Here is a 26,668-nt window from a genome sequence, read left to right as displayed (position 1 = left end):
GAAAAACCCCGGTCATGCACCGGGGTTTATTTATCTTCATCCACTTTCCACATTTGCACTTTCTTTATCTGCCCATTAACAAGGTCAACAATCTTGAATTGATACCCTTCCCCTTTTACTACCGTTCCTTCCCGAGCTTCAAAATCTTTTGTGTAGAGCCATCCTGAAATCGTGTCAATATCATTATGAAGGAGATTAATATTAAAATAGTCATTAATATCCTGAATCGCTGTTTTTCCATCGACTAGAAAATGGCCATTCTTCAAGCGTTTGATGTCCCGTTCTTCTTCCGAATCGAACTCATCGCGAATTTCACCGACAATTTCTTCGAGAATATCTTCAACCGTTACAATTCCAGCTGTCCCGCCATATTCATCGATAAGGACGACCATATGTGTATGCTCTTTTTGCATTTTCACCAGCAAATCATGGATGGGAATATTTTCGAACACCTTCATTACTGGTCTTAAAAAGGGACGGAGGGTTTGTTGATTTTGGGCATCATCATACAATAGTTCCTTCATATGAATAATACCGATTACTTCGTCCTTATTTCCATTGATGACGGGATACCGTGTATAACGATTATGTTTGACTTCCCTAATAGCGTTCGGAACAGATTTATGGACATCGATGACGGACATTTCCGTTCTGGGAATCATAATTTCTTTAGCGGTCCTATTATCAAACTCGAAAATCCGATCCACATACGTATATTCAGAGCGATTGATTTCCCCTTTTTGATAACTGTTCGTCAAGATGTTTCGCAGCTCTTCTTCTGAATGGACTTCATCTGACTCCCGTGCAGTTTGGAAACCTAACATCCTCACCAAAATATTCGCTGATCCGTTCAATAACCAAATAAGCGGATACATCAACCTGCTGTAAAGCATCAACGGCCTTGCTAACTGCAAAGTAATCGCTTCTGCCTTCTGAATCGCCATGGTTTTCGGGGCGAGCTCCCCAAGGACGACGTGTAAAAAAGTAATGACAAAAAAGGCGATTGCGAATGTCAGCGTATGAGATAGCCCTTCCGGGAGACCGAATGGGCCTAATAAGGGGTGAAGGAGAACCTCCAAGGTAGGCTCTCCTAACCATCCGAGACCTAGCGCAGTGATGGTGATCCCCAACTGGCATGCACTCAAATAATAATCAAGGTCACTGACTACTTTGATGGCATTTTTCGCTTTTTTATTACCCTCTGAAGCTTTTGCTTCCAATCTGGTCTTCCTTACTTTTACAATGGCAAACTCACTTGCTACAAAGAAGGCGGTCAAGAGGATCAATATGGCTACTGCCGTCAGTTTAATCGTGATTTCCAATAGAGGTCACTCCTCGGACAAAAGTGCAAGGCGCATCGTTCAGAACCGGGAAGATTAACAGTCTCCTTCACTTTTGTACCATTATTATAATTTTCAGCCTATAAAAAAGAAGGAGATACCTTCTCCTTCTCTCATCTAACCTCTATTGTTTGCAGGAAAAAGGAACCTATTCCTTCCTTACAGTCCGCGAAGAGTTTTCTCTACAAGATCTACCCCAACTTCCAATGCTTCTTCTTTTGGCTTCAATCCCGGTTGGTGTAAACCAGACTCACTATCCACCCCCAGCCAAAACATGAATCCCGGCAGCTCTTTTAGCATATAACCGAAGTCTTCGCCTGTCATCGCCATGTTGGCTGTCTGAAATTGATACGGTGTCTCTTTGACAATATTTTCAAAAAGGCGCACTTGTTCTCCGTCATTGTATACTTGATGATAATTGGCTCCATAGTCGATGGTGACTTTACAATCATTGGCGATTTCGTAGCCCCGTGCGACTTTTTCAATTTCGCCTTTCACCTTGTCCATCGCTTCTGGAGAAAGGGTACGGATCGTTCCTTCCAGGCGAGCTGCCTGTGCAATTATGTTCTGCACGGTACCTGATTCGATTTTACCAACCGTGATCACCGCACTGTCGAGCGGGTCTACTCTTCTTGCGACGATTTGCTGCAGATGAGTGACAAACGCGCTTGCGGTTACTACCATATCATGGGTCAAGTGTGGAAAAGCTGCATGGCCGCCGACTCCTTTAAAGTCGATGAACAATTCACTTGTATTCGCAAAAAGCAGTCCTGGTTTGGACGATACTGTCCCAACAGGGAGATCCGGCGCTACATGCAAAGCAAAAATGACATCAGGTCGGAATTTCTCCATTTGTTCCGATTGAAGCATAGGTTCTGCTCCGCCTGGTCCCTCTTCGGCAGGTTGAAACAGAAATACAACATCATCTTCAGCAGGATCATTCGCAAGCCTCGTCAAAGCACCAAGTGCAATTGTCATATGAAGATCATGCCCACATGCATGCATTCGTCCTTCGTGTAAGGAAGAAAATTCATACCCTGTTTCCTCCACAAGCGGCAGTCCGTCTATGTCAGCCCGATACCCGATTGTTTTAGCACCCACACTGCCCTTCACATGAACAAAAATACCCGTTTCCCACGTTTCCACTGTCAAGGCACTTTGCGGCATTTTTTCAATATAATCTAATAAATACTTTTGTGTTTTATACTCCTTGAACCCGAGTTCAGGAATTTGGTGTAGTTCTCTTCTTACCTTGATGAGTTTTTCTTGTTCCATAAAGGGTCCCTCCTTACAAAAAAGGCCCTGCTCCAGCAGCAAGGCCCTCTTTTTATTAAGCAATATTAAAGTTTTAAATCAAACAGTAGGATCGGTTCCGATATATTTGGTGTGTCTAAGGGGCGGTGAGGTATCAGTCGCTTTCCGCGGACGTTTGCTTAGCCTAATCCCTCTTAGGCTAAGCAATAAATGGGCTGATCACAAGCCTTTCCCACAGAATTCTCGCCGTTCTCCCAAGCCCCTTACCGTATATTACTTTAGTATCAATCGAGTTGCTTTCCATTCTATAATAGAGGAAGAAGAGAGATTGAAAACTATTTGTATTGCTCCTACTGCAATGCTCCTTACTACAATGGACAAAAGCTTCGGTTTTCTGATTACAGTAATGGGGGATGGGAAGCTGGGAGACTCCAGCGGGAAAGGATAGACAGGCGAGACCCCGCAGGGCTTTAGCCCAAGGAGGCTTGCCGTCTTCCCCGCGGAAAGCGACTAGCTTCCCATCCCCCATTCGCCTTCCCAAAGTGCCCCGAAGCTATGATCCTCAGTCGTCGAGTTTACGGAGGGCTTGCATGATCTCTGTTTTAGACTTCGTCTGATCATCAATGTTCTTAATGACTTTAGCCGGCGTTCCTGCAACCAGTGTGTTTGCTGGTACGTCTTCCGTTACGATGGCACCTGCTGCGACTACAGCACCCTCTCCGACTGTCACACCTTCCAGTACAACAGCGTTTGCACCGATGACAACACCGTCTTCGATGACGACAGGTTTTGCAGATGGTGGCTCGATGACACCTGCTAGGACAGCTCCTGCACCGATGTGGCAGTTTTTACCGACCGTCGCACGGCCGCCAAGAACGACGTTCATATCGATCATCGTTCCTTCTCCAACGACAGAACCGATATTGATTGCCGCTCCAAGCATGATGACAGCACCATCGCCGATTTCCACTTGATCACGGATGATAGCGCCTGGCTCAATGCGGGCATTCACTTTTTTCAGGTCCAGTAATGGAATCGCAGAATTGCGGCGATCGTTTTCCAATACATAGTCCTCGATTTGGCCTTCGAATTTCTCTAGAAGGGGTTGAATCACTTTCCATTCCCCGAAAATAACTCCAGAGTTTCCTGTAATGAAGTCTTGTACCTGTTCTCCGAAGTCAAGGCTTTCAAGGTTTTCGCCTTTCAAGTAAACTTTGACTGGTGTCGATTTTTCGCTATTTGAAATGAATGAAATGATTTCATTTGCGTCCATTTGTTTCATCGGTAGTTCCTCCTTTATGTAATCTTTCCTCCTTTACTTTATCAAAGTGACCCTAAGGTTATCAATCTTCTTTTTTCGGAATTTGCAAAATTAAAAGGAAACTGATGACAGCAAGAACGAGTAAGCCAATGTAAACAAGGTGCAAACCGGAAGTAAGGCCTTCCTGTAAAACGGATCTTGCTTCCCCACTAAGGTTTTGCCTTGATTCTTCTCCTAATAGTGAATTGGCAGAATCGACATTGAATGAATCAGGCAGAGTCGAAGCTTCGACCGCACCAGCCAGACGACTGTTCAGCAATCCACCCAAGAGAGCAGCTCCTACTGCACTCCCGATCGTGCGCATGAACATGTTCGTCGCTGTTGCTATTCCCCGTTTTTGCCATGAGACACTATTTTGAATCGAAACGATGAACGATGTAGAGGACAACCCCATTCCAATACCGATAAAAAGCGACCCCATAGCCGCGAACCATGGTCCTTTTTCTGGAGTCAATATCGTAAAAATCACGCCGCCAATGATAAGAGAGACTCCTCCGAGAATGGCAGTCGGCCTGAATCCGATTTTCAATATCAACCGTCCAGCAATGGTCGCTGCAATGGGCCAACCGATCGACATTGTCGTTAAGGTGAAGCCTGCAACGGTCGCAGACTGCTCCATCACTCCTTGAACAAAGGCGGGTAAATAACTGCTGACACCAATGAGGATCATTCCCGTTGTAAGGGAAGTTAAGTTGGCGTAACGAATGGAGCGAATGTGCCACAAATCCATCGGCATCATCGGATCATCCATCTTTCGTTCATGAAAAAAGAAGGCAGCAGCCCCCATAAGAGCAACGACGATCATGGACATCATCGTCCATGAGTCCCAGGCAATTCCGACGCCGCCCTCGACAAGAATGATCATGATTACACTGACGGTAAGGACGACCCAAAGCGACCCAGCAATATCTACACTGCGTTTTTCCTTCGCCACCTCTTCTTTAAAGAAGAATACAATCCCGATTAAAGCGAGAAGGCCTAACGGAATGTTCATCCAGAATACGTACGGCCAAGCGAGAACATCAACAAAAAAACCGCCAAGTGCAGGTCCTGTGACAGCAGAAATCCCCCAGACGCTCGATAGATAGCCTTGTATTTTCGCGCGCTCTTCTTTTGTATAAATATCGCCGACAATGGTTGTTGCGATCGGCATCAGGGCACCTGCTCCAAGTCCTTGAACGAGCCGTGCTGCGATGAGAACTTCCATGGATGGCGCCAGCGCACAAATGATCGCGCCAACCAAAAACAGGCTGATTCCGAGCATGAAAATCGGTTTTCTCCCAAATACATCCGATAGTCGGCCGAACAATAGCACTGTCGCAGCATTCGTTAATAAATAGGCAGAAAACACCCAGCTATACAGACTGAATCCACCTAAATCTGCTACGATACTCGGCATCGCTGTGGAGACGATCGTCGCTTCTATTGCTGCTAAAAACATTGCAAGCATGATCGAAGCCAGCACGAGTCCACGTTTTTGCTTATTTTCTTGCATATGTAATTTCACCTTCAATACAAAAATAGATGACATCATCGATGCCATCTATTTTACCATAGTCTGGTTATTTGTTTGTTTCCAACATTGTATGTTTTAACGTTTCGTGATAGTGTTTACTGAATTGTTTGAGAATGGTACGACGGGTCACAATTCCGTCGAATTCGCCTTTTTCATTGGTCACACAGACAAAAGGGTAATCAATCAGTTTATGCATGGCATCGATCATGTTGTCATCGAGCTCCAAACACGGGACTTCATCGTCCATCACTTCTTTTACCGTCATTTCTGATAATCGATTCAATTCGAATTCTTCAATTCCCAACGTTTCTTCTAAGATTTTATTCTTACTGATGACTCCCTGGAATTGATAGGTAGGATCCAGTACGGGTACAGCTGAATAACCGGACTTGACGAGCACTAAAAGCGCGTGTTCCAATGGGTTACCGATTTGCACGTGGGCTACCTTCTCAGATGAAATCATTAGTTCTGAAACGAGCGGAATCCTCAATGCTTCTTTTTCTAAACTTACCATGTTCTTAATTCACTCCTCTTTTTCCGAACATTGAAGGAGCAGAAAGAGACGCTCTTTGGACCACTACATATTCTATCATAAATACTAGTTAAACTCGAACGCAATTTCCGACAATTCTCTCTCTGACAGGGTTCCGACGACATATCCATACCCACATTACAGACCTTCTTAAACCTCTTTAAGTATCCTTCCTTTATTAATGTTTCCAGGAGGCGTATAATGAAATCAATTGAAAGTATTGGAGTTGACAAGATTTGCTCACACATACGTTTACGAAGCGAGAAGAAATTGCCAATTCGATCACCCATGGCATTGGCGCCATCCTTAGTGTCGCCATGCTCGTCTTATTGATTGTCTTTGCCAGTACCAGTGGAAATGCGTGGCATATTACTAGTGTGACGATTTATGGGGTTACGATGCTCCTCTTATACGTATCCTCGACACTTGTGCACAGCTTTCCGCCAGGCCGGGCCAAGGATTTATTCGAGATTTTCGATCATTCGGCGATTTATTTGTTTATAGCTGGCACGTACACACCGATTCTGCTTGTGCCATTAAGAAGTAATCTCGGATGGACTTTGTTCGGGATTGTTTGGGGAATGGCCATCCTGGGTGTTGTCTTTAAAGTTTTTTTCGTGAAAAAATTCGTCGTCATGTCGACCATTTTCTACGTCCTGATGGGGTGGCTGATTGTCCTCGCCTGGGGACCATTGACGGTAGAAGTGCCGGCAGCCGGGATCACCTACCTGGTCGTTGGCGGGGTGATGTATTCGATTGGTTCGATTTTTTATGTTTGGCGAAGCTTTAAGTACCACCACATGGTATGGCACTTATTTGTGCTTGGAGGTTCCATCCTTCATTTCTTCACGATTTTCTTCTATATTATTGGATAAAGAATGGAGAAATAGATGAGAATTCGATTCTGATGTTGTTTAACAAGAGTCATATAGAAAAGGTAGTTCTAAGCAACCTTACAGAAAACACTCTGATGCTGAAGGCATCAGAGTGTTTTTTTAAGAAACTGTTTCTCCTTCTTCCGCTATCTTATCCCAATTTCCTCCTCCATCTTCACTATAATAAGCAGCACCGTTAAATGTATATAGTGCCATTTGATCTCCTTCTTTAGCGAAGTACATGACAGCATCCTCGCTCATTTCTGGCAAGGAGATGCTGCTTGTTGTTGCATCATCTAAAGTGTAAGAGATCATGCTCGCTTCTCCTTTATAGAGACCAAAGAAAAGGGTCTCTTCTGAAAAATACAACCCACCACCTTGTCCTGCTTCTGAAATCATCTCAAAACTCCCCCCGCCATTTTCACTTAAAAACACGCCTGAATCTGTAGCCACGGCTACTTTTTCTTCATCTGTCGGGTGAACAGCGATTTGGAAGATGCCCCCTTCTATGCCTGCTGCATCAAAAGGTTCCCATGTGTTTCCACGATCTGGACTTTTATAGAATCCTTGCTCTAATTCCGAGTTTGGTTGTTCGTTAAAAATATAGACAGATGGATTCGCGTACCCTGCTCCCATGACGTGAAAGTCACTTTCTTTATAAAAAGCAAGAGCTTCTAAATCTTCTTCTTCTAGTGTACCTTTTTGTAAACCGAGTGGATTTTCAAGATCACTATTTGGAATAGGATGCCCGGATGATAAAAATCCATCTTCCGTAACTTGAAACCCCATGTAATCATGAGGATGATGGATTGCTTCTTTCCATTCCTCCCCGTCATACACTTTCAATCCTGTATGAGCAGCAAAAGCGAACCCATCTTTCATGTATCCAAGTCCATGTACGTGGCCAAAGTTCCCTTCAAAGGATTCTAAATAATCTTTGCTTTCCTGTTGTTCTGTTTTTTCGTCTTTTTCCGCTCCTTCTTCCACTTCCTGACTACACCCACTAAGTACTATTCCTGCACTCACCAATCCCAACAAGTATTTTCTCCACATTTCCTCTTCACTCCCTCTTGATAGAAAAAACCCCCCGTAACGTGTGCACGCTCGGGGGTATTAATTTTTTATATGACGTCATACCCTTGTTCTTCGACTACTTCTCTCATTTCAACCTTATTAGCTGACTCTGCATGAGAAACCTTCACATTCCCTGTTTCGAGGTCGACGTTTACATCATCCACTCCGTCCACTTCTTTCAAAGCTCCTTCGACAGCACTCTTGCAATGACCACACGTCATACCTTCTACTTTCAATGTTGTTTCCATATTCCTCTTCCTTTCTAAATTATATTTTGGCCCGTTTCAGCCGCAAGGAATTCGTTACGACACTAACGGAACTGAACGCCATCGCCGCTCCAGCAACCCATGGGGCAAGCAGACCGATTGCAGCGACTGGAATACCAGCGGAATTATAGGCTAATGCCCAGAATAAGTTTTGGCGGATGTTGCGCATCGTTTTTCCACTCAAACGAATCGCCTGAGACAAGTGTGACAAATCTCCACCGACCAGTGTAATATCCGCTGTCTCGATCGCCACATCCGATCCTGTGTCAATCGCTATACCGATATCTGCTGTCGCTAGTGATGGCGCATCATTGATTCCATCACCGACCATCGCTACGATCTCTCCTCGCTTCTGGAGTTCTTTCACTTTTTCTGCTTTTTCTTCTGGTAAAACTTCTGCGAATACATCGTCAATGCCGACTTGTTTCGCAATCGCTCTAGCTGTCCGCTCGTTATCCCCTGTCACCATATACACATGGAGGCCAAGCTTTTTCAAATCAGCAATTGCCTGCTTCGACGTTTCTTTCACTGTATCTGCCACCGCAATAAAGCCTTCTAACCTGCCATCGACAGCGATGAACATAGCGGTTTTCCCTTCCTGTTCGAGTTTAACCATATCTTCTTCGTAGAATGCAAAATCGATGTCTTCTCGCTTCATTAACTTTCTTGTACCGATATCGATATTTTTCCCATCGACCACTGCTTTAATCCCGTGTCCTGGAATCGCTTCGAAATCCGGGGTGCCTATCGGGGAGATACCTTGCTCTTCTCCGTAATGGACAATCGCTTCTGCCAGCGGGTGCTCAGATGATTTCTCAGCTGCAACGACGATGGACAGTAAATCAGATCCTCGATCGAATGCGACAAAGTCGGTCACTTCCGGCTTTCCTTTCGTTACCGTACCGGTTTTATCCAGTAATACAGTAGTCAAGCGTTGCGTGCCTTCTAAATATTCGCCACCTTTGAATAGAATCCCCTTTTCTGCACCTTTCCCTGTCCCTACCATAATGGAGGTCGGGGTTGCCAGGCCGAGCGCACATGGACAAGCGATTACGAGAACAGCAATCGCTGCTTCCAGAGCCGGCGGCCATTCGCCAGGTGCGACGAACGAGAACCAAATGAAAAAAGTGACAATAGCAATACCGACAACAATCGGGACGAAAATGCCGGAGATGTTATCTGCCGTCCGCTGGATCGGGGCTTTTGATCCTTGTGCTTCTTCTACGATTTTCACAATCCCTGAAAGCGCGGTGTCTTTTCCAACTCGTTCGGCTCTCATTCTTATCGTCCCGTTTTTATTGATGGTAGCTCCAATGACCGCTTCCCCTTCTTCCTTATCGACCGGAATCGATTCCCCAGTGATCATCGATTCATCTATAGAGGTAACCCCACTGATGACCACACCATCGACCGGGATTTTCTCACCGGGTTTGACGAGAATTTCATCGCCGACCTGCACTTGTTCCGCTGGGACTTTTTGTTCCTGGCCTTCCCGGATGACTGTTGCTTCTTTCGCCTGCAAGTTGAGTAATTTCGTCAAGGCTGCGGTCGTTCGGCCTTTTGCTAAAGCTTCGAAAAGTTTCCCGACTAAAATCAGAGTGATCAAAACAGCACTTGTTTCAAAATACAATTCTGGCATCACTTCCGGATTCATCTGCCAGCGGATTCCTTCGACTACACTATAGAAGTAAGCAGCCGAGGTTCCGAGTGCGACAAGGACATCCATGTTGGCACTTTTATTGGATAACGCCCTGTATGCTCCTTTATAAAAAGGTGCTCCAATGTAAAATTGCACAGGAGTTGCCAGTAAAAATTGAAACCACGGATTCATGAACAACGGAGGGACAGGAACCCCTATGTCCCACGGCAAGTGGGCAAACATCGTATATAAAAGCGGAAGAGAGAGAATGGCTGATATCCAGAGTTTCCGTTTCTTTTGTTGGATCTCTTCTTCTTTCTGCTCTTTTTGTTCTTCACGATTTTGCTTCGTAACCGCACTGTAGCCAAGCTTTTTCACTTTCTCTATGATGTCATCCACACTCAATTTTCCCGGGTCATACTCCACGACCCCTGCTTCTGTTGCCAGGTTGATCGAAGCTTCGTTCACTCCTGCTGTTTTGTTTAACACTTTTTGGATCCTTGTCGAACAAGCAGAGCAAGTCATGCCCTGAATATCCAATTCGACGCGTTCTGTTTTCACACCATAACCTAATTTTTCTATCCGTGCCTGGATTTGTTCCGGGTCCACTTCAGATTCATCATAATGGACATTCGCTTGCTCCATGGCAAGATTCACATTGACATCGACTCCATCCATTTTGTTCAACACTTTTTCGATTCTGGCCGAACAAGCCGAACATGTCATGCCGGTAACGCCTATTTTCATGTTTTTCTTATTCTCAGACATATAAAAAACCTCCTTATTTGGAGAATTGCTGCAGAACCTTCATCAGTTCATCGATTGCTTCGTCCCCATTTCCTTTTTGGATGGCATCTTTGACACAATGGTGGGTGTGGCGCTCTAAGAGATTAAAGCCAACTTTATTCAAAGCTTTGTTAATTGCTGATATTTGAACAAGTATATCTACACAATAACGATCTTCTTCCACCATTTTCTGAATGCCGCGAACTTGGCCTTCAATACGCTTCAACCGGTTTAAAACCGCCTGTTTTTCCTCATCCGTCCTAGGCTTCGCAGGTTTCTTCCCGCTATCTTCCGGTAAGATATGTTCTGTCATTTGTGATTCTCCTTTTTTTATAAACTGTATATCCTATTGAATCGGGTGAAATATCTGGCTTATGCAACCGAACAAGTGATGTCCGTAGAGTGTTCTACACTTATTAATATACCCCGTATAGGTATAGAAGTAAACAAAAACGCTTAATTTTTCTCTTCTTTTTTATGATAATGAAAATTACTGCCCCAGGGTATATGAAAAATTGAAGGGTAAAGCAGCTGCAGAATGTTTTCTACCATTTCATAGGCTGTACTCCTTGGTGGAGCAGGTCACTACTATCATGAGTACTCCCCCTTTTACCAATATTTTTTCTGGAAAAGCAGGAGCGTTGACAGAGAAAAAAACATCCTTTATCGTATGCTAGTAATCTTTAGTAAATCGATCAGGATTAATACATTTACTTTTTACCATTTAAAAGGAGGTTTTTTGATTGAAAAAGCTTTGGAGCATATATATAGACGCTTCTCTTATTAAGAAGATCACAGTTGCTCTCCTCTTAGGTATTGTCACCGGTCTGCTTTTTGGAGAAGATGCATCTGTTCTCGCACCCTTCGGAGATTTACTGCTTCGTCTGTTGAAATTCATAATCGTCCCTCTCATTTTATTCACGTTGATTGTCGGGGTAAATCAGGCGGAACTTGGAAGCCTTGGTCGAAAAGGAGGGAAAGTGTTCCTTTACTATATAGGAACATCGGCTCTCGCCATTCTCGTTGGAGTTGCTGTAGCGAGCCTGTTCAACCCAGGTACCGGGGTGTCTTTGGGCACCAGCGAGAATGTGGAAGTACCGGACACCCCTGGCGTGACGAGTGTACTACTGAACATTGTACCGGATAACATCGTCCAGGCATTGACGGAGATGAATCTCCTGGGAATCATCTTTACCGCACTAGTATTCGGTATTGCTATTGCCTACCTCCGCTCTTCCCATTCGTATCAGGAAGTCGGAAATCACTTATACAAAGTTGTGGAAGGATTGAATGAAGCGACCCTGACAGTCATGAAAGGAATTCTCCAGTATGTACCAGTAGGGATTTTCGCAATCATCTCCGGGATAGTCGGAACGCAAGGAGCAGACACCCTCTTATCTTTGGGGAATTTTGTTATCGTCCTTTATGTCGCTCTTTTTGTTCAACTAGCTCTTTATTTTATGATTTTAATCTTTACGAAACGAAAACCAGGTGCTTTCTTAAAAGAAGCGCGCACGCCTATGATTACCGCATTTGTCACACAAAGCAGCTCAGGGACCCTCCCTGTCACGTTACATGCAGCCCGTAACTTAGGTTTGAGTAAAAGCTTATACGGGTTCAGCCTCCCGCTTGGGGCTACGATAAACATGGACGGCGCAGCGATTCGAATCGCTGTATCAGCTGTCTTTGCTGCCAATGTCATTGGTGATCCATTGAGTTTGGCTTCCATATTACAAATTGTCATTGTCGGCACACTTGCTTCCGTCGGTACAGCAGGTGTTCCAGGGGCAGGGATCATCATGATTGCTACGGTATTTTCTCAAGTCGGCTTACCGATGGAAGCTGTCGCATTGCTTGCTTCTGTTGATGTTCTGATCGGAATGGGAGCTACTGCTTTGAATGTGACTGGAGACCTTGTCGGAACGACTGTGATTAACAAATCGGAAGAAACTTCCCAATAAATCTCCTCCCTCTCCGACCAACTGTCGGGAGGGGATTTTCTTTGAATTACTTAATCGATTACAAAATAAAAAAAGGACGAAATCGCCGATGATTTCGTCCTTTTTTTGCTTCTATTCACCTTAAAAACTTATCATGAGAATCAATCAAATCCGGATGCAATCCAGTGCTCGTCTGTGCGTCCTTTTGCATGGATTGGTTACAGGATTTACACACATAGGATGCTTTTGGATTTTTGCTTAGCTTCATGTACTGAGGGTCTGAGCGGTCCAGTGTATACGTCTTCTTACAAAAGAAACACTTCTTCTCCATTATTCTTCTTCCCCTCTATTAAAAAGGAAATTTATTCAGCCATTGCCCGCCATCTAGCGTAACCACTTCCCCGTTCATATAGGCACTGTCTTCGGAGAGGATGAACTTGGCAAGACTTGCAATTTCCTCAGGCTTCCCTAAACGGCCGAGCGGAACGGAAGCAAGTGTACGCTGAGCGGCTTTTTCAGATTGGAAAAGTTTCTCGGCCCCGCCCGTGCGTTCGATCGGCCCTGGTGCGATCGCATTTGCACGGATTCCGTATTTTGATCCCCACTCCACAGCGAGGGTACGGGTCATCGTCAACACGCCCGATTTTGCTGAAGCAGAATGGATGACACCAGCACCTGCACTCCATGCATATGTTGCCACAATATTTAATATCGATCCTTTGATTTTATTCTCAATCCAATACTTTCCGACTGCTTGGCTGCAATAGAAGGTTCCGTTCAAAACGATGTTGATGACCGAGTTCCACCCATTCGGTGACAGCTCTTCCGCTGGTGCGATGAAATTGCCTGCCGCATTGTTGACAAGATGATCGATCCGGCCGAATGCGTCTATGGTTTCAGAAACCATCCTTTGTGTATCTTCCACTTCGCGCACATCCATCTGAATGCAATGGACGGAACCTTCTCCTCCCCCCGCAATTTCTTTTTTCGCTTCTTCTAATCGTTCAAGATTACGGCCAGTAATCGCGACCTTTGCTCCTTCTTGGACAAACCGCTTTGCCATATGAAGCCCCATTCCACTCGAACCGCCTGTTACAATTACAACTTGATCTTTCATTATGTACGCCCTCCTTTGATCTTCTTTTAATACATTCCACATACATAAACTGAATACCTGTTCATTTTTAAAATTAGTATAAAATTTCGACGTATTCTTTCCATTCCCCATGTTATAATGGCAAAAGAATTCAGAGGAGAGACGCTATGAAAATTACCCGGCGCACATTTATCAAACGATTACTAACGAGCGCAGCAGCCGCTATCGGCTTAAGCACGTTCGGTTATTCGTATGCTCGTTACATAGAACCACATATGTTGACCGTCCAAAAACATGATATTACCCATAGTAAAATCCCCCGGCATTTTCATAATTTCCGAGTCCTCCAATTTTCCGATACCCATATAGGGTTCCATTACGACCTGAATGATTTAGAGAAACTTGTCGATCGGATCAACGTGGAGGAGCCTGAGCTGATCCTGTTTACAGGCGACCTCGTCGATGAGCCTCATACCTACTCTTTTCCTCCCAGACTTGTGGAGATTTTGAAAAAAATAAAGGCACCCATGGGGAAGTATTGGATCTATGGCAACCATGACCACGGTGGTTATGGAACAGAGAAAATCCGTGAAGTCATGGAGCGAGGTGGTTTTCAACTTTTACAAAATGAGCATGTCTCTATCCAAAACGGGGGTTCAAGCTTTACGCTTGCCGGTGTGGATGACGTCATGCTGGGAAAGCCTGATATAGATCAAACACTTTCCAAAGCTCCCGGTGATTCATTCACCTTGCTCATGGTCCATGAACCTGACGTTGCTTTGCAGTATCAGCACTACCCGATCGATGTCCAACTGTCAGGTCATAGTCATGGAGGACAAGTACAACTTCCTTTCTTCGGCTATCTGGTCACTCCACCGGTTGCGGAACATTTCGTTGAGGGTCACTATCCATTAGAGGAAGGATTACAGCTTTATGTGAGTCGTGGAATTGGAACAACAAGGCTTCCTTATCGCTTTTTATGCCGACCGGAAATATCCGTTTTTCATTTAAAAACAGAGGAATCTCCTTGAACAGCTCATAAAGTGATAGGATAGTCGATAAAGTATTAGGAATATTGACAGAACTAGTGATACACTAGAATCAATTTTAGAAAGTTGGAGTATTTTATGAAGTTCAGATTATGGAGCAGTTTAGTCATCCTTTTATTAATAACGACAGCTTGCGGCTCCGGTGATATCGAAGAGTTGAATGCTGTCAATCAACATGGTGAGGACATTTCTATACCTGATGACTATGCAGGCGAATATTGGGTAGCAGATTTCATTTTCACCAACTGCGAGACCGTCTGCCCACCGATGACAGGCAACATGAGCCGTCTTCAAACACAGTTGCAGGAAGAGAACCTTGATGTCCAGCTCGTTTCCATAAGTGTCGACCCTGAAAATGATACAGAAGAAGAATTGCTGGCTTTTGCTGAAAACTATCGACCTGACTATGAGCAATGGAATTTTCTAACAGGGTACAGTTACCAGGAAGTGAAAGAATGGTCGATCAAATCATTCCAATCACCAGTTAAAAAGATGGAAGACTCTGATCAAGTCGCTCACGGTACAAGTTTCTTCATCGTCGATCCTGATGGAAATATCCACGAAAGTTACAGTGGAACAGAAGCAGCTTCTGTACAAAAAATCGTCGATGAACTCAAAAGTATAATAGACGAACAATGATGATGTAAAAAGTTGTAAAACAAAAAGAAGAAAGCTATACTTTAATGGGAAAGGAGACTATAGATGAAAGACAATACCCTATCTAACCTTGAATTGGCCGAATCTCTATTCATCGTCAACCGCCACGCCAAAACGGCCCCAGAGCCGAAACATCTATATGACATTAAAAAATATACGATTGATAAACTCCTGAAAGAAAACCGCGCGAAGAAAGTCGGGCTTCATTTTTCCGATCATCCGAAATTCAGCCAACAGCACTCGACCCTCCTCATTGAAATCGGCGGCTATTACTTCCATATTCCTGCGCACAAGGAAGACTTCCAACAATTGGAACACTTAGGTAAAGTCGACCAGTCTTACCGGAATCCAAAACCCAAACTGTCCTTGTCGAGAGCCAAACGCAACCTCTACCAATATCTGAACTGGAAACAATCGAACAAGCAAACTCCTGCTTTCCAAACAACAGCACAACCGAGCATGCTTGGACAACCTACAGGCTCCCCCTGGAACCAGAGGCGCAGAAGACGATAGACTCCTCCTCCCTATTACAGGTTTCATTTTCCTATGAAGAAGGAATAGACAAGCAGAGGAGGATGATCTAGATGTCACAGAATGAATTGGAAGATTTCTTATATCATTTGAAAAAGTATATGGAATACACGACAGAAATGCGCGCTGCCTTCGAACACCTATCAGACGAGCAGCAAAGGATGATCGTAGATGCTTCCCCTACAAAAGAAGGACCGGAGACTATATCAAAACATGCCTATGCCTGGCATGACGAACTGTTCAACCGAGTGAACCCAGAAAGCTAAAGACCGGATGCTGTGATATTAACGTAGCAAAGAGGCTATGGGAAACGCTTCGCCTCTTTGCTATAAGATGTACTATTGAATCGTAAAAGCATCCATTCATTCAGAAGAAGGTTCATGGAATGTGCTTTTTCGTTCCTTGAATCTTCTTCTTTTGGCGCGAGTATCTGGTCGACCTGGTGGACGAGTAGCTGCCATCCCCCCTTCAGCACTCAAAATGCGCATGAGCAAATTAAAAACGCCGCTTTGGGATAGCGGCGTTTTTTTGGGTTATAGAATATGATGATCGATAATTTTGACAAGCTCTACTATTTCCGGCTTGGAAACTTGGGCATCCGCTCCGACGATATCTCCTTTATGACGAAGATCATCTGTAATCAATGAAGAGAAAATCACCACAGGCAATCTGTTCAAATCACTATGTTCTTTCAATAAACGAGTGAAATGATGGCCATCCATACGCGGCATTTCGATATCTGTAATGATAAGCTGATATTCATCCTCCACGGCCTTTCCTTCTTCTAACATTGCCTCTAAATGCTCATACGCTTCTTTCCCATCCTCGAAACTGACCGTATTTTCATAACCAGCTTCACTCAACGTTTCTTGTAACATCGCGCGCAGCATTGCGGAATCTTCTGCGATGAGGATCTTCTTCAAGGAGCGCTCCCGAGTACCCAACTCGCGCAACTGATCCGTATGGATGCTTGATTCCGGGTTGATGTCTGCCACCACTTTTTCAAAGTCTAACAGAAGAAGCATATCTTCCTCCATTTTGATCACCCCAGTGATTTGGGTTTCAAGTCCCTGGTACATTTTGTTCGGCTTTTCGATCTGTTCCCAGGAAATCCGGTGAATTTGTGTCACGGTGTGGACGTGGAATACAATCTTCGTTTTGTTGAATTCGGAAAGAATGAACTTATCCTGTTTGGGGTTTTCTGAAGGGGAAAATCCCAAAGCATGGGCTACGTCTACGACGGGCACTACTTCCCCCCGGATTTCTATGATTCCCTCCACCGAACGGTGAGAGTGAGGGATTTTGGTAATTGGTTGTGGGTTCAATATTTCTTTCACTTTTATTACATTGATGCCGAAACGGTTGTTTCCTACTCCGAACTCGACGATTTCTAACTCGTTTGTTCCGCTTTCTAGTAATATGCCTTGATTCTGGTTCACAGAGCATCGCCCTTCCTTTATGTAATCCACTTTATATATCGTCGGCCGAAGAGTGAATGTGAAGCGATTCCCTTGAATTGTCGAAAGGAAATGTCTTTCTTTCTCCTTCCATCACCAACATAAAAAAGAGCGTGCTGCACGCTCTTTTTCAGTCATTTCTAATGATCAAGTATACAATCAAACCGACAAGCGGGAAAAACAATGTCCCGATCAGGACGACCAGACTATAGGTTGAATTCTTCCCTTTCCGAATGGAGTCACGATAGGCCCATACGCTTGTCACAATATTCAGGATGAGCAGTCCCGCTCCGAATAGTAAAAAAATCAGAAAAAAGATGCCGATTTCCATGATGTCTCCCCCTTTTCATCTCTGTCTATAGTATTATACAAAAAAAGAAGGGGATGTTTCACATTCTAAAGGGCTGGGTCAGCAACACAAATTGTAAAACCCTTAATAGAATCCGACATGAAAAGTGCTTAGAATCACCAAATTGTTATTCTGGTAAATAGCCCGATCCTCATCTTCACCTTTTCCGGCCAACATCAGTCTCTCCCTGATAACCAATAAAAAAGCCGACTCTTGCGCATGGAGCCGGTTTCGTTTTAATGATCAATGCGGCCCACCAGGCGGGTAATAATAAGGCGGAACCTTCAGCCATCCTCGTTTACGCATTAGTACTTTTAATGTAGTACCAAACTCGACCCATTCCGAATAAAAATTAAGCCACAGGATAGCAAGATCACTTCTTATTGCGTCTGCTTGTGCTTTTGCATTTTGCGTCATACAAGTCACTAATTTAAAAGCTACCCCATTGGCAAGTTCATCATCTGTCAATTTTACACCTAAAGGAACTTCATTCGGCTTGGAGTTCGGCTTTGATGAGGTTACTTCTGGTAAGGGAATGCCTTCTTGTTTCATAAATTGGCTCAATCTCTTGATTTGGGATTCACATAATTGAATCGCATCCTTTAACATTTCTTTCACTTCGTCATCTGTCGTCGTATTCAAACCTACTTCTTCATAGCGTGTAAACTCTTCCACCAAGGATAAATACTTCCAGCAGTCCCCCACTTCGATGACATGCAAAGGAGATTTAGGCTCATCCGTATTATCAATCGTTGTTTTCAAAGTATTCCAAACAGCCTCAAAAGGATTTGGCATTTTGTCACCTCCTCCTTGGTTAATTTCTTCTAATAAGTTACAAATTATGTATTTTCATTTAGAAAACTTAATCATGTCACAAGGTTGGTTGATTGCAAATAAAAACAAGAAGGCCAAATAAAAATTGTATGGGACTTCTTGTTTTTTTCTCTATTCTCTTTTTTAATGAGTGCTTAAATTGCATATCATGCGGCTTTTCTTTTACTCCGTTTCGTTAACCGGACATACAGTTTTCTCATCCCTTTGACTCCCACATAAACTAAGCCGAAACTGCTGATGGCCAAAAGACACACAGACCAGTAATAACCGGGCAGAGTCGAAGTTGTATCAGCCATTGCATAACGGTCGACGAGCTGAAGAAAAACAAGTGCAATTAATGTGCATGCCGTATAACTCGACAGCGTTTTCCAATGGTTCAGCATCATCCATTCAATGACAGGTTTAACGACCCACATGAGTGCCAACATGAATAGAAATACAAGTGCAAACTGGACATGAAATGGCTCTAATCCGAATACATCCAACAAGTCATCATCCAACAGGCCTATCGTTTCTTGCAAAAAAGTGGCATCGAACCACTCCATGATATTCATCCTTCACCGCTCCCTGCTTTTTATCACCATTATAAACAAGGAGGGGATTACCTAAACCTCCGCTCAGGACGACAGCAACTCAGGGTGTTTATTTTTCAACCATTTAAGACCTTCCCTACGGCTTAGCGGTCGGACATCAGTCATTTCCAGATAACGGACCACAGCTGCTGCATTTGTTTTGCTATACTCTCTCAATGCCCAGCCGATCGCTTTTTCAATGAAGAATTCCTTCTCACTCTTAAGCGTATCGATCGTACTGAAAAACAGCTCTTCATCTGTCTTTTCTTTGTACTTGAGTTGATGAAGCAAACTCGAGCGACGGACCCACATATGATCCGACGTTCGCCATGCCTCTGTATACGGTGTGAGTTTATCCGGATACCGTAAAAAATACATCCCACACAAGTTAGAGGCGAGCGGATCGACAGTGTCCCACCATGACTTTGTCTGAAGCAATTGCTTGTAAGTTTCGATTGCTTGCTCCGGGGCCTTCTTCACTCCTTTTTCTAAAAATGCCAGGGCTGCGTATTGGCATTCTCGTTCCGGCTTTTGAAACAGGAGAACCGCCGCTTTCAAACGCTCTTCTTCATCAATGCCCTGGAACTCTTTCATGATCGGGGCAACGATCCTTTTCCTTTCCTGACTTTTAATACCGAAAAAGGAGAAGTGGTTTTTCATATATTTTTCCATCGCCTCCCGATTTTCTTCACACCGGTTCTGTTCTAAAGCTGCCGTCACTGTTTCACAAAATTCTCTGGCACGATCCAAATCCTTCGCCTCCATTTATTTAAAACCTCACAGAGCAGGAGCAAACGAAGCAAACTGGATGACCCTTTCTTTTAGAATACAGTCACCACAGAGCTGCCATCACCTGCCTGCTCCCCTTCTTCCCAACCATTGTTCCATATATAAGCCCATCGCCATGTTGCAGTCCTGGAACGAACAACAAGAGGTCAGGTATTTACGTCCCCAAGCTTTTCATTTGATCGATATCAATTCACCTGTAAAAAGCGCTGAAGCTTATCCGCCTGCTCTTCCGCTTCTTCATATCCCTGGGTATAGAGATCGTGCAGCCGCTGGCGGTTCCGTTCAATCCGGCTCACTTTCAAGGGACGCAGCGGACGAATGACAAAAGCAGAACCTTCTTTTTCCGCTTCTCTCACTTTTTCCAATTGTTTATTATAACGCAGATGTCTTTCCAGGAGAGCTTTTGCAAACAATGGAAACTGTTTGTATTTACGGTTGAAGTACCAGCCACCTCTCATCCGCCCCTTGATATAACCGTCATTACGAGTCAATACAACGACATGTTTACGGTTGCCGTCTTTTACAGAAGCTTGTAATGGGATCGGTTCAGCGATGCCGCCATCCATTAATTCTTTCCCATCATATTGGATACTAGGAGCCATCATAGGTAATGAACTGGATGCCCGGATTACCTTCAATAAACTATCCCTGTCCGGGAAATGATCATAAAAGACCGGTTCCCCTGTATGCATATCGGTCGTTCCTACAACAAAGCGCGTCGTTTGATTATGGAAACTATCATAATCAAACGGGACCAGTTGGTTTGGGAGTTTATCGAAAATGAAATCCATCCCAAAGAGCTGCCTTTGTGTAAACAATCGTTTGTACGATATGTATTCCGGATGGCTGCCATACTCTACGATCACTTCATAGTTCCGCCCTCGCTGCTTCGCTACATAAGAGCTTCCATTACAAGCACCCGCAGAAGCGCCGACAACATAAGGAAGATGGATGCCTTCATCTAAGAAAAAGTCAAGCACCCCAGCGGTATAGGCGCCTCTCATCCCGCCACCTTCCAACACTAACCCAACGTCTTCCATGAAAACCACCGCCATTCTTTTTAATCTATACCTATATTTTGCCACTTTCCGATAAGAATGTAAAAAAGCAACCACTTCTATGCGGTTGCTTTCTGGTGTGATATCATCAGTTTACATAAGCTTCGGAATTTTTTCTTTTCGTATGTTTTTCATCTATTTGACGTTCGATTTTTTCGATAGCTTCATGATCGTTCAATAACTGTTGCTTATTGCGATCGACTAAGTCTTCAAAGGAAATGCGTCGATTATTTCTCATAAACATAACTCCTTTCATTGGCTTAGTTTGAATTATAACAAAATTCTACAAATTATACAGGTTAATTGTTTGAACATTTTGTTAACTTTATGTGAAAGAGGAGAGAACCCATGGAACACTTAATCAATCCGAAAGTAAAAGAAATCGAAATTTCCGGCATTCGCCGCTTCTTCAACATGGTATCCCAATACAAGGATGTCGTCTCATTGACAATTGGACAGCCGGACTTTCCAACTCCCCACCATATAAAAGAAGCCGGCATCCAGGCGATCCAAGCAGACCAGACCACTTACACACATAATGCTGGTATGCTTCCATTAAGAAGAGCAATCCAACAACATGTCAAAGATTCATATGGACTCTCTTATCAAGCGGAAGATGAAATCATTGTAACCGTCGGGGCATCTCAGGCCCTGGATATTACGTTGAGGACAATCATTAAACAGGGAGATGAAGTCTTGCTGCCAGGGCCTGTCTACCCCGGCTATGAACCATTGATCCGTCTGGCCGGCGCTGAACCAGTGTTCATCGATACGAGCAATCATGAATTCAAATTGACAGGCGAACTCATCGAAAGAAATATTACATCAAAAACAAAGGCCATCATCCTGCCTTATCCATCGAATCCAACCGGTGTATCGTTGTCTGAACAAGAACTAAAGGATATCGCCGATGTGCTGGAAAAACACGATATGTTCCTGTTGGCAGATGAAATTTACAGCGAGCTCGTTTATGATCGTCCCCATACATCCATCGCCACTTTTTCAGAGGTACGTGATCAGGTGATTGTCATAAACGGAGTCTCTAAGTCCCATAGCATGACTGGCTGGCGAATCGGCTACCTGCTCGCTCCCGCGTGGCTCAACCGTCACATTTTGAAAGTACACCAGTACAACGTTTCGTGCGCCACATCCATCAGTCAGCATGCCGCGCTTGAAGCTTTGAAAAATGGAAGAAGTGACGCAATCCAGATGCGTGATGCTTATCAAGATCGCCGCGCTTTCGTGACGGAACGACTCACTCAATTAGATTTGGACTACGCCCAGCCGGACGGCGCTTTTTATCTTTTCTTAAAAATGCCGTTAAACGGCAAATCAACGTTCGACCGTGCTGTCCAACTCGTAGAAGAAGCAGGCCTCGCCCTCGTACCAGGGGATGCTTTTTCTGAACACGGAGAAGGTTATATGCGGCTTTCTTATGCCTATAGCATGGAAACACTAGAAAAAGGACTGAACCGCCTGGAGAGTTTTTTAGAACGAGAAAAATAATCCCTCTTATTAAACCTGTAGGTTCACTCTTGGCAGGTTACAATAAAACTACATCTCTAATGACCAGAAAAGCTTCCTTACATTCTCACGGGTGAACTATCAACTTCACTATCGCAGTAAATAAACCTCATGGGAAAGTCCCCATGAGGTTTATTTTTAGTTCGGCTTATTTTTTTGCAGCTCATTCAATAGTGCGTCAAGCTCCTGGCTGATTTTGACAGATTCAGCACTTGACAGCCCCTTTTCGAGTGCGATCCGTGTCATTTTCTCCCTTAAAATCTCAACTTCAACAATACGAGGATCCTTGGCGGCTACTAGCACCATCGACTACCTCCTGACCTCTTCTTTCCATATTATTGTTTACTATTAGTCAAAAAGAAAGAATATGTGTTCGTATACAGTTCTTGCACGAACAGAATTATCTCAATTTTCCCTCAGTTTGTAAAGGAAATCGGTAAATGTTCTTAATATTCGACAGTGGTTAACAGTAAAATGTAAAGAAAGTTTATGTTACATCTTCGTTAAAATCTCAGCGCTATCTTTTATTTATTCGTTTATATGGTAAAATTAAGTACGAATTATTTTATGTTCATCGAGAAAGGAAGATGAGATTGTCTGAGCAATCTAAAAAAGAATGGTTGGAATGGTTGAAAGCAATTGCCGTCGCCATTACATTGGCCTTTATTCTTAGAACATTCTTCTTCGCCACGTCGATTGTGGAAGGTGCCAGTATGGATCCGACACTTCAAAACGGTGAACGAGTGATGTTTAATAAAATCGTGTATTATATAGACGAACCCGCCCGCGGGGACATCGTCATCATTGAACGTCCAGTGAAAAGCTACGTCAAGCGGGTCATTGGTCAGCCAGGAGACACAGTGGAAATCCGTGAACATGAACTGTATGTAAATGGAGAAAAGGAAACACAAGGGTATTTAACAGAAGAAGCGGCTTCTGCAACGAGAGATTTCGGTCCTGTTGAAGTCCCTGAAGGAAAGTATTTTGTCATGGGTGACAACCGTTCGATCAGTAAAGACAGCCGTAATGGTCTCGGCTTCGTCGAAGAAGAAGAAATCATCGGCCGTACAGAACTCGTCATCTACCCATTAAATCAATGGGGCCTCACAAATTAAAAAAGCAAACAGCCTGGCAGTGATCCAGGCTGTTTTTTACTTTAAGATATTAAACTTCCATCCTACATTTTTTCAGGTAGTTGATGTAGGGTTTCGATCAGCTGATCCAGCTTTCCTTCTACACGGTGCAATAAATAGAAGGTGACCGCAACAGGAAAGCCCACATCGGCGATAATAGACAACCACGCATCCATTTCCATCTTTTCCTCCTTATAATCCCCTATTTATCCAAACAAGAATGGGAATAACTTACTCACCTATTACTGGATGTTCATGGTAAGAAAAAAAGCCGCTAGCAAATGAATGTAGCGGCTCTCTCCCTTAGATTTCGATACCATAGACGTTTCGTTCTACAATTCGTGCTTCTTTTTTCTCGACGAGGTCGCCTCCACTGGAATAGAAGCATCCTTCTGCGATGATGGCATCCATAGCTGCGTGGACCAATGTCGGATCTGCAGGTTCAATCGGATCATCGACACTGATGGTTACCACTTTACCTTCTTCATTCAAAAATTTCAGCTCCAGCTTTTTCATTCATTTGTCCTCTTCTTTTTTATTCTTCAATCAAAAGTGAGCGGTCGTCACGGGCGATATCGATCAGGATGTGTGTCTGCAGGGGGGCAAGAGCAATTGCGACCGTATGCAATTGTTCATCTGCTGCGTTCATTTTTACATTGTTGAATGATTTCTTTTTCAACAGCATGTTTCCTTCTCCATCTTGTCCTTCTGATAAAACGAGTTGTAAGCGTGTATCTACTTTTATTGTATTCACAGCCATGTGCTTCACCTCCTCTCACTTCTATAATCGAAACAACCTAACAAAAGGTGTCTCCCATCCTAAAAAATCTCCTAACCTCCCTTATCTTGAACACTCAGTTTCGGGATGTTTGGTGAGTGGATAGGTGTGGCGGGACGTCTTCCTCTCACTCATAAGCAGATATGAAGCGCTCTATATCAAGCTTTTACGTATGGAATAACCATTGGGGCGTTTGATATTACCTCTTCTCTTGAGCATACAAGCAGAGTTCTCTAGAAGTGGTTTCGAGACACCGATATGGTAAAGGGGGCGGAGGGGAATGGGGAGACTCCTAATGCGAAAGCGGATGTGCCTTGGTCAGCGGCGGATGGACTGGACGTTCAAACGTGGAGGTATCTTGGTCAGCCTCTACCAGCTTAAGAACAATCATTACAGGGAGTGTTCTTCTTCCTGAAATGACTAATAAATAGTTAGGTTAAGTTCGCAACGTCCTGTTGCAACACCGAACGACCCCGCTTCCTGTGAGGCCTAAGACCTTGAGAGGCTAGACACCGAACTAGTCTAGAGCTGGAGGAGATAAAGGAAACACGAAGAGCGTAGCGATTCGATGTTGACTTATCGTACAGAAGCGAGGGAAGTCTCACTAGCCGCTAGACACTGGAGCTGGATAGTGCAAATATGGCTTATGCAATCCTTTTGAATGTAGGTCCATTCAGGTGTAAGAACGGGAAAGGATAGACTGGCGAGCCCCCGCATGTCGCAGTCTATCCTTTCCCGCAGGAGTCTTGCAGCTTTCCACCCACCATTACCTTATCGAATTACCTTATCGAGTATCTCGAAACTGCCAAACGGACAAGACAGGGAGCTATTAGGAAAAGGTACTATAATAGGTGTTACCAATTCTTTTACCTACTCAACTATTGATAGTATGCTGATCGATTCCGAAGTGCTTCATATGGATAAAGGGGCGGAGGGAAACGGCGAGACTCCTGTGGGATTAGCGGGACAGGTGAGACCCCGCAAGGCGTTAAGCCTGAGGAGGCTCAGCGCCCGCCCCACGGAAAGCGAGTCGTTTCCCGCAGCCCCTTAAGCACCACAATATCTCGGAATCGAGTTTTACATTAGCCTGCTATTTCCCTTAATAGTGCAATATAAAAAAGGTTCAAGAAAGCGGCTTGGCATGCCGGATTCTTGAACCTTTTTTAGAAATGCTAAAGATTAAGTATTAACCGTTGTCGAAGATAGTTAGACCAATCAGACCCAACATTACAATGATACTGACAAAAAACATGATCAATTCCATAGATTCCCACCCCTCTCTCTACGTTTCATTTTAGCAAAAAAGTTGTCCCTCTGCTTCGGATATTTTTAGATGGTTACTGCTTCATTATACATAGAGCGTATTCCCTTACACAACAATGGCAAACAGAAGGATTTCACAAAACTGCCATATGTTCTTGAACAGATTGTGAATTGATGAACAAACTATGGATATACTTCCCTATTCCTTCTATACTTGAATTGTAAGAAAGAAACTCTTACACCCCATCATGTGAAATGGTGAACAAACTTTATAAGGAGTGAGATTCATGATGAATGAAATGTTAAGAAACAACAAAGTCGTCGCAGCTGTCTTAACTGTATTCCGTGTTTATTTAGGGTATGCCTGGTTGACTTCTGGTATTGGGAAAGTGACTGGTGGATTTGAAGTCAGTGGTTTCCTGCAAGGCGCGATCGGTAAAGCGGAAGGTGCACATCCGGCTGTCCAGGGCTGGTGGGCCGTTTTCTTAGAGCAATTCGCCATGCCCAACCACGAACTATTCGCTTTCCTTGTCATGTGGGGAGAAGTTCTCGTCGGAATAGCACTTATCTTAGGATTATTTACAAACCTGGCTGCTTTCGGTGGCATTCTCATGAATTTCGCTTTCTTATTCAGCGGAACGACCAGCACCAACCCGCAAATGGTGTTACTGACGATCTTCCTTCTCGTAGCAGGAGCAAATGCCGGACGTTACGGATTGGACCGCTGGGTACTCCCGATGTTACAAAAACGGGGTTTCACCTTGAAACGGAATCAAAGAGTCCTTGCTCACCAATAACCTGACTATTTTCAGCCCTATGTGTCCAGCATAGGGCTTTTTCCGTTTATTTTATCCTCTGAAAAGGTATGATGAACTTAGAAGAATCAATTTATACTCTGCCACCTATACCCGCAAGTGGTATGTAGGTGCACAAACTCCCTTAAGTGCCAATCATGAGCATGATTACTTCATCGGCGTAAATGTAGTTCATGATTTTTTTAGAAAGTACATTGTTCCGTTTTCCTCAAACCCTTTT

32 protein-coding genes are annotated in these 26,668 nt (G+C 44.0%); 9 read left to right on the top strand and 23 right to left on the bottom strand.

What is annotated here, in order from left to right; genetic code table 11:
* Positions 1–26: 26 nt before the first annotated feature.
* From BMZ58_RS10305 to cbpB, 5 genes are all read right to left on the bottom strand, one after another.
* Entirely contained in the window at positions 27–1,322 is a 1,296-nt protein-coding gene (locus tag BMZ58_RS10305) for a hemolysin family protein (protein ID WP_075036475.1), read from the bottom strand.
* Between the two features lie 177 nt (positions 1,323–1,499).
* Complete coding sequence (locus tag BMZ58_RS10300; protein WP_075036474.1) at positions 1,500–2,615, bottom strand: N-acetyldiaminopimelate deacetylase; 1,116 nt, start codon at positions 2,613–2,615, stop codon at positions 1,500–1,502.
* A 541-nt stretch (positions 2,616–3,156) separates the two neighbouring features.
* Entirely contained in the window at positions 3,157–3,876 is a 720-nt protein-coding gene (dapD, locus tag BMZ58_RS10290) for a 2,3,4,5-tetrahydropyridine-2,6-dicarboxylate N-acetyltransferase (protein ID WP_075036472.1), read from the bottom strand.
* A gap of 61 nt (positions 3,877–3,937) precedes the next feature.
* On the bottom strand, positions 3,938–5,410 hold the full coding sequence (locus BMZ58_RS10285; protein WP_075036471.1) for an MDR family MFS transporter: 1,473 nt from the start codon (positions 5,408–5,410) through the stop codon (positions 3,938–3,940).
* A 67-nt stretch (positions 5,411–5,477) separates the two neighbouring features.
* On the bottom strand, positions 5,478–5,945 hold the full coding sequence (cbpB, locus tag BMZ58_RS10280) for a cyclic-di-AMP-binding protein CbpB (protein ID WP_075036470.1): 468 nt from the start codon (positions 5,943–5,945) through the stop codon (positions 5,478–5,480).
* Positions 5,946–6,199: 254 nt separating this feature from the next.
* Between cbpB and trhA the strand changes: the two genes are divergently transcribed.
* The gene (gene trhA / locus BMZ58_RS10275; RefSeq protein WP_075036469.1) at positions 6,200–6,838 is read left to right on the top strand and encodes a PAQR family membrane homeostasis protein TrhA; all 639 of its coding nucleotides are present in this window, start codon (positions 6,200–6,202) and stop codon (positions 6,836–6,838) included.
* Between the two features lie 120 nt (positions 6,839–6,958).
* Here trhA and BMZ58_RS10270 read toward each other — a convergent pair whose 3' ends face one another.
* From BMZ58_RS10270 to BMZ58_RS10255, 4 genes are all read right to left on the bottom strand, one after another.
* The gene (locus BMZ58_RS10270; protein ID WP_075036468.1) at positions 6,959–7,891 is read right to left on the bottom strand and encodes a F510_1955 family glycosylhydrolase; all 933 of its coding nucleotides are present in this window, start codon (positions 7,889–7,891) and stop codon (positions 6,959–6,961) included.
* Positions 7,892–7,959: 68 nt separating this feature from the next.
* Positions 7,960–8,160 (bottom strand): cation transporter, encoded by a 201-nt coding sequence (locus BMZ58_RS10265; RefSeq protein ID WP_075036467.1) that lies wholly within the window; start codon positions 8,158–8,160, stop codon positions 7,960–7,962.
* Between the two features lie 19 nt (positions 8,161–8,179).
* Complete coding sequence (locus BMZ58_RS10260; RefSeq protein ID WP_075036466.1) at positions 8,180–10,585, bottom strand: heavy metal translocating P-type ATPase; 2,406 nt, start codon at positions 10,583–10,585, stop codon at positions 8,180–8,182.
* A gap of 13 nt (positions 10,586–10,598) precedes the next feature.
* A complete protein-coding gene (locus BMZ58_RS10255) occupies positions 10,599–10,916 on the bottom strand; it encodes a metal-sensing transcriptional repressor (RefSeq protein ID WP_075036465.1) in 318 nt (105 codons plus the stop codon).
* Between the two features lie 430 nt (positions 10,917–11,346).
* On the opposite strand from BMZ58_RS10255, the gene BMZ58_RS10250 reads away from it, so the two are divergent.
* Positions 11,347–12,564 (top strand): dicarboxylate/amino acid:cation symporter, encoded by a 1,218-nt coding sequence (locus BMZ58_RS10250; RefSeq protein ID WP_075036464.1) that lies wholly within the window; start codon positions 11,347–11,349, stop codon positions 12,562–12,564.
* A gap of 115 nt (positions 12,565–12,679) precedes the next feature.
* On the opposite strand, the gene BMZ58_RS10245 is transcribed toward BMZ58_RS10250, so the two are convergent.
* Positions 12,680–12,874 (bottom strand): DUF2197 domain-containing protein, encoded by a 195-nt coding sequence (locus BMZ58_RS10245; RefSeq protein ID WP_075036463.1) that lies wholly within the window; start codon positions 12,872–12,874, stop codon positions 12,680–12,682.
* Positions 12,875–12,892: 18 nt separating this feature from the next.
* Positions 12,893–13,660 carry a 2,4-dienoyl-CoA reductase gene (gene fadH / locus BMZ58_RS10240; protein WP_075036462.1) on the bottom strand — a complete coding sequence of 256 codons (768 nt, stop codon included), beginning with the start codon at positions 13,658–13,660 and terminating at the stop codon, positions 12,893–12,895.
* Positions 13,661–13,806: 146 nt separating this feature from the next.
* Between fadH and BMZ58_RS10235 the strand changes: the two genes are divergently transcribed.
* The 4 genes from BMZ58_RS10235 (at position 13,807) to BMZ58_RS10220 (ending at position 16,142) form a co-directional block, all read left to right on the top strand.
* Positions 13,807–14,670, top strand: coding sequence for a metallophosphoesterase (locus tag BMZ58_RS10235; RefSeq protein WP_075036461.1), 864 nt, complete (start codon positions 13,807–13,809; stop codon positions 14,668–14,670).
* 96 nt (positions 14,671–14,766) lie between these two features.
* Complete coding sequence (locus tag BMZ58_RS10230; RefSeq protein WP_075036460.1) at positions 14,767–15,327, top strand: SCO family protein; 561 nt, start codon at positions 14,767–14,769, stop codon at positions 15,325–15,327.
* A 63-nt stretch (positions 15,328–15,390) separates the two neighbouring features.
* Positions 15,391–15,858: a YkyB family protein gene (locus tag BMZ58_RS10225; protein ID WP_075036459.1), complete on the top strand. Its 468-nt coding sequence runs from the start codon at positions 15,391–15,393 to the stop codon at positions 15,856–15,858.
* A gap of 71 nt (positions 15,859–15,929) precedes the next feature.
* The gene (locus BMZ58_RS10220) at positions 15,930–16,142 is read left to right on the top strand and encodes a hypothetical protein (RefSeq protein ID WP_075036458.1); all 213 of its coding nucleotides are present in this window, start codon (positions 15,930–15,932) and stop codon (positions 16,140–16,142) included.
* Between the two features lie 35 nt (positions 16,143–16,177).
* Here the strand turns inward: BMZ58_RS10220 and BMZ58_RS21130 are convergent, their stop codons facing one another.
* From BMZ58_RS21130 to BMZ58_RS10185, 8 genes are all read right to left on the bottom strand, one after another.
* Complete coding sequence (locus tag BMZ58_RS21130; protein WP_167360066.1) at positions 16,178–16,351, bottom strand: hypothetical protein; 174 nt, start codon at positions 16,349–16,351, stop codon at positions 16,178–16,180.
* Between the two features lie 58 nt (positions 16,352–16,409).
* Positions 16,410–17,315, bottom strand: coding sequence for a chemotaxis protein (locus BMZ58_RS10215; protein WP_075036457.1), 906 nt, complete (start codon positions 17,313–17,315; stop codon positions 16,410–16,412).
* 148 nt (positions 17,316–17,463) lie between these two features.
* Positions 17,464–17,664 carry a PLDc N-terminal domain-containing protein gene (locus BMZ58_RS10210; RefSeq protein ID WP_075036456.1) on the bottom strand — a complete coding sequence of 67 codons (201 nt, stop codon included), beginning with the start codon at positions 17,662–17,664 and terminating at the stop codon, positions 17,464–17,466.
* Positions 17,665–17,925: 261 nt separating this feature from the next.
* Positions 17,926–18,477 carry a DUF3231 family protein gene (locus BMZ58_RS10205; protein ID WP_075036455.1) on the bottom strand — a complete coding sequence of 184 codons (552 nt, stop codon included), beginning with the start codon at positions 18,475–18,477 and terminating at the stop codon, positions 17,926–17,928.
* A gap of 185 nt (positions 18,478–18,662) precedes the next feature.
* Complete coding sequence (locus BMZ58_RS10200; RefSeq protein WP_075036454.1) at positions 18,663–19,070, bottom strand: hypothetical protein; 408 nt, start codon at positions 19,068–19,070, stop codon at positions 18,663–18,665.
* A 63-nt stretch (positions 19,071–19,133) separates the two neighbouring features.
* Positions 19,134–19,838, bottom strand: coding sequence for a DNA alkylation repair protein (locus tag BMZ58_RS10195; protein ID WP_244151531.1), 705 nt, complete (start codon positions 19,836–19,838; stop codon positions 19,134–19,136).
* 224 nt (positions 19,839–20,062) lie between these two features.
* The gene (locus BMZ58_RS10190; RefSeq protein WP_341864780.1) at positions 20,063–20,962 is read right to left on the bottom strand and encodes a patatin-like phospholipase family protein; all 900 of its coding nucleotides are present in this window, start codon (positions 20,960–20,962) and stop codon (positions 20,063–20,065) included.
* A gap of 61 nt (positions 20,963–21,023) precedes the next feature.
* Positions 21,024–21,173, bottom strand: coding sequence for an FbpB family small basic protein (locus BMZ58_RS10185; protein WP_075036451.1), 150 nt, complete (start codon positions 21,171–21,173; stop codon positions 21,024–21,026).
* A gap of 110 nt (positions 21,174–21,283) precedes the next feature.
* Between BMZ58_RS10185 and BMZ58_RS10180 the strand changes: the two genes are divergently transcribed.
* Complete coding sequence (locus BMZ58_RS10180) at positions 21,284–22,441, top strand: aminotransferase A (RefSeq protein ID WP_075036450.1); 1,158 nt, start codon at positions 21,284–21,286, stop codon at positions 22,439–22,441.
* Positions 22,442–22,597: 156 nt separating this feature from the next.
* On the opposite strand, the gene BMZ58_RS10175 is transcribed toward BMZ58_RS10180, so the two are convergent.
* Complete coding sequence (locus tag BMZ58_RS10175) at positions 22,598–22,765, bottom strand: aspartyl-phosphate phosphatase Spo0E family protein (protein ID WP_075036449.1); 168 nt, start codon at positions 22,763–22,765, stop codon at positions 22,598–22,600.
* 287 nt (positions 22,766–23,052) lie between these two features.
* Between BMZ58_RS10175 and lepB the strand changes: the two genes are divergently transcribed.
* A complete protein-coding gene (lepB, locus tag BMZ58_RS10170) occupies positions 23,053–23,574 on the top strand; it encodes a signal peptidase I (protein ID WP_075036448.1) in 522 nt (173 codons plus the stop codon).
* A gap of 62 nt (positions 23,575–23,636) precedes the next feature.
* Here lepB and BMZ58_RS10165 read toward each other — a convergent pair whose 3' ends face one another.
* The 3 genes from BMZ58_RS10165 to BMZ58_RS10155 all read right to left on the bottom strand — a co-directional run bounded on the left by BMZ58_RS10165 (position 23,637) and on the right by BMZ58_RS10155 (position 24,352).
* Positions 23,637–23,768, bottom strand: a complete 132-nt coding sequence (locus BMZ58_RS10165) for a YvrJ family protein (protein ID WP_075036618.1) — start codon at positions 23,766–23,768, stop codon at positions 23,637–23,639.
* 127 nt (positions 23,769–23,895) lie between these two features.
* Complete coding sequence (locus tag BMZ58_RS10160; RefSeq protein WP_075036447.1) at positions 23,896–24,108, bottom strand: DUF2922 domain-containing protein; 213 nt, start codon at positions 24,106–24,108, stop codon at positions 23,896–23,898.
* 19 nt (positions 24,109–24,127) lie between these two features.
* A complete protein-coding gene (locus BMZ58_RS10155) occupies positions 24,128–24,352 on the bottom strand; it encodes a DUF1659 domain-containing protein (RefSeq protein WP_075036446.1) in 225 nt (74 codons plus the stop codon).
* A gap of 1,568 nt (positions 24,353–25,920) precedes the next feature.
* On the opposite strand from BMZ58_RS10155, the gene BMZ58_RS10145 reads away from it, so the two are divergent.
* On the top strand, positions 25,921–26,430 hold the full coding sequence (locus tag BMZ58_RS10145; protein ID WP_075036444.1) for a DoxX family protein: 510 nt from the start codon (positions 25,921–25,923) through the stop codon (positions 26,428–26,430).
* Positions 26,431–26,668 lie beyond the last annotated feature (238 nt).

The organism is Halobacillus dabanensis (genome assembly GCF_900114165.1).
GTDB lineage: Bacteria > Bacillota > Bacilli > Bacillales > Halobacillaceae > Halobacillus > Halobacillus dabanensis.
This window is presented reverse-complemented; position numbering and strand designations above follow the sequence as displayed.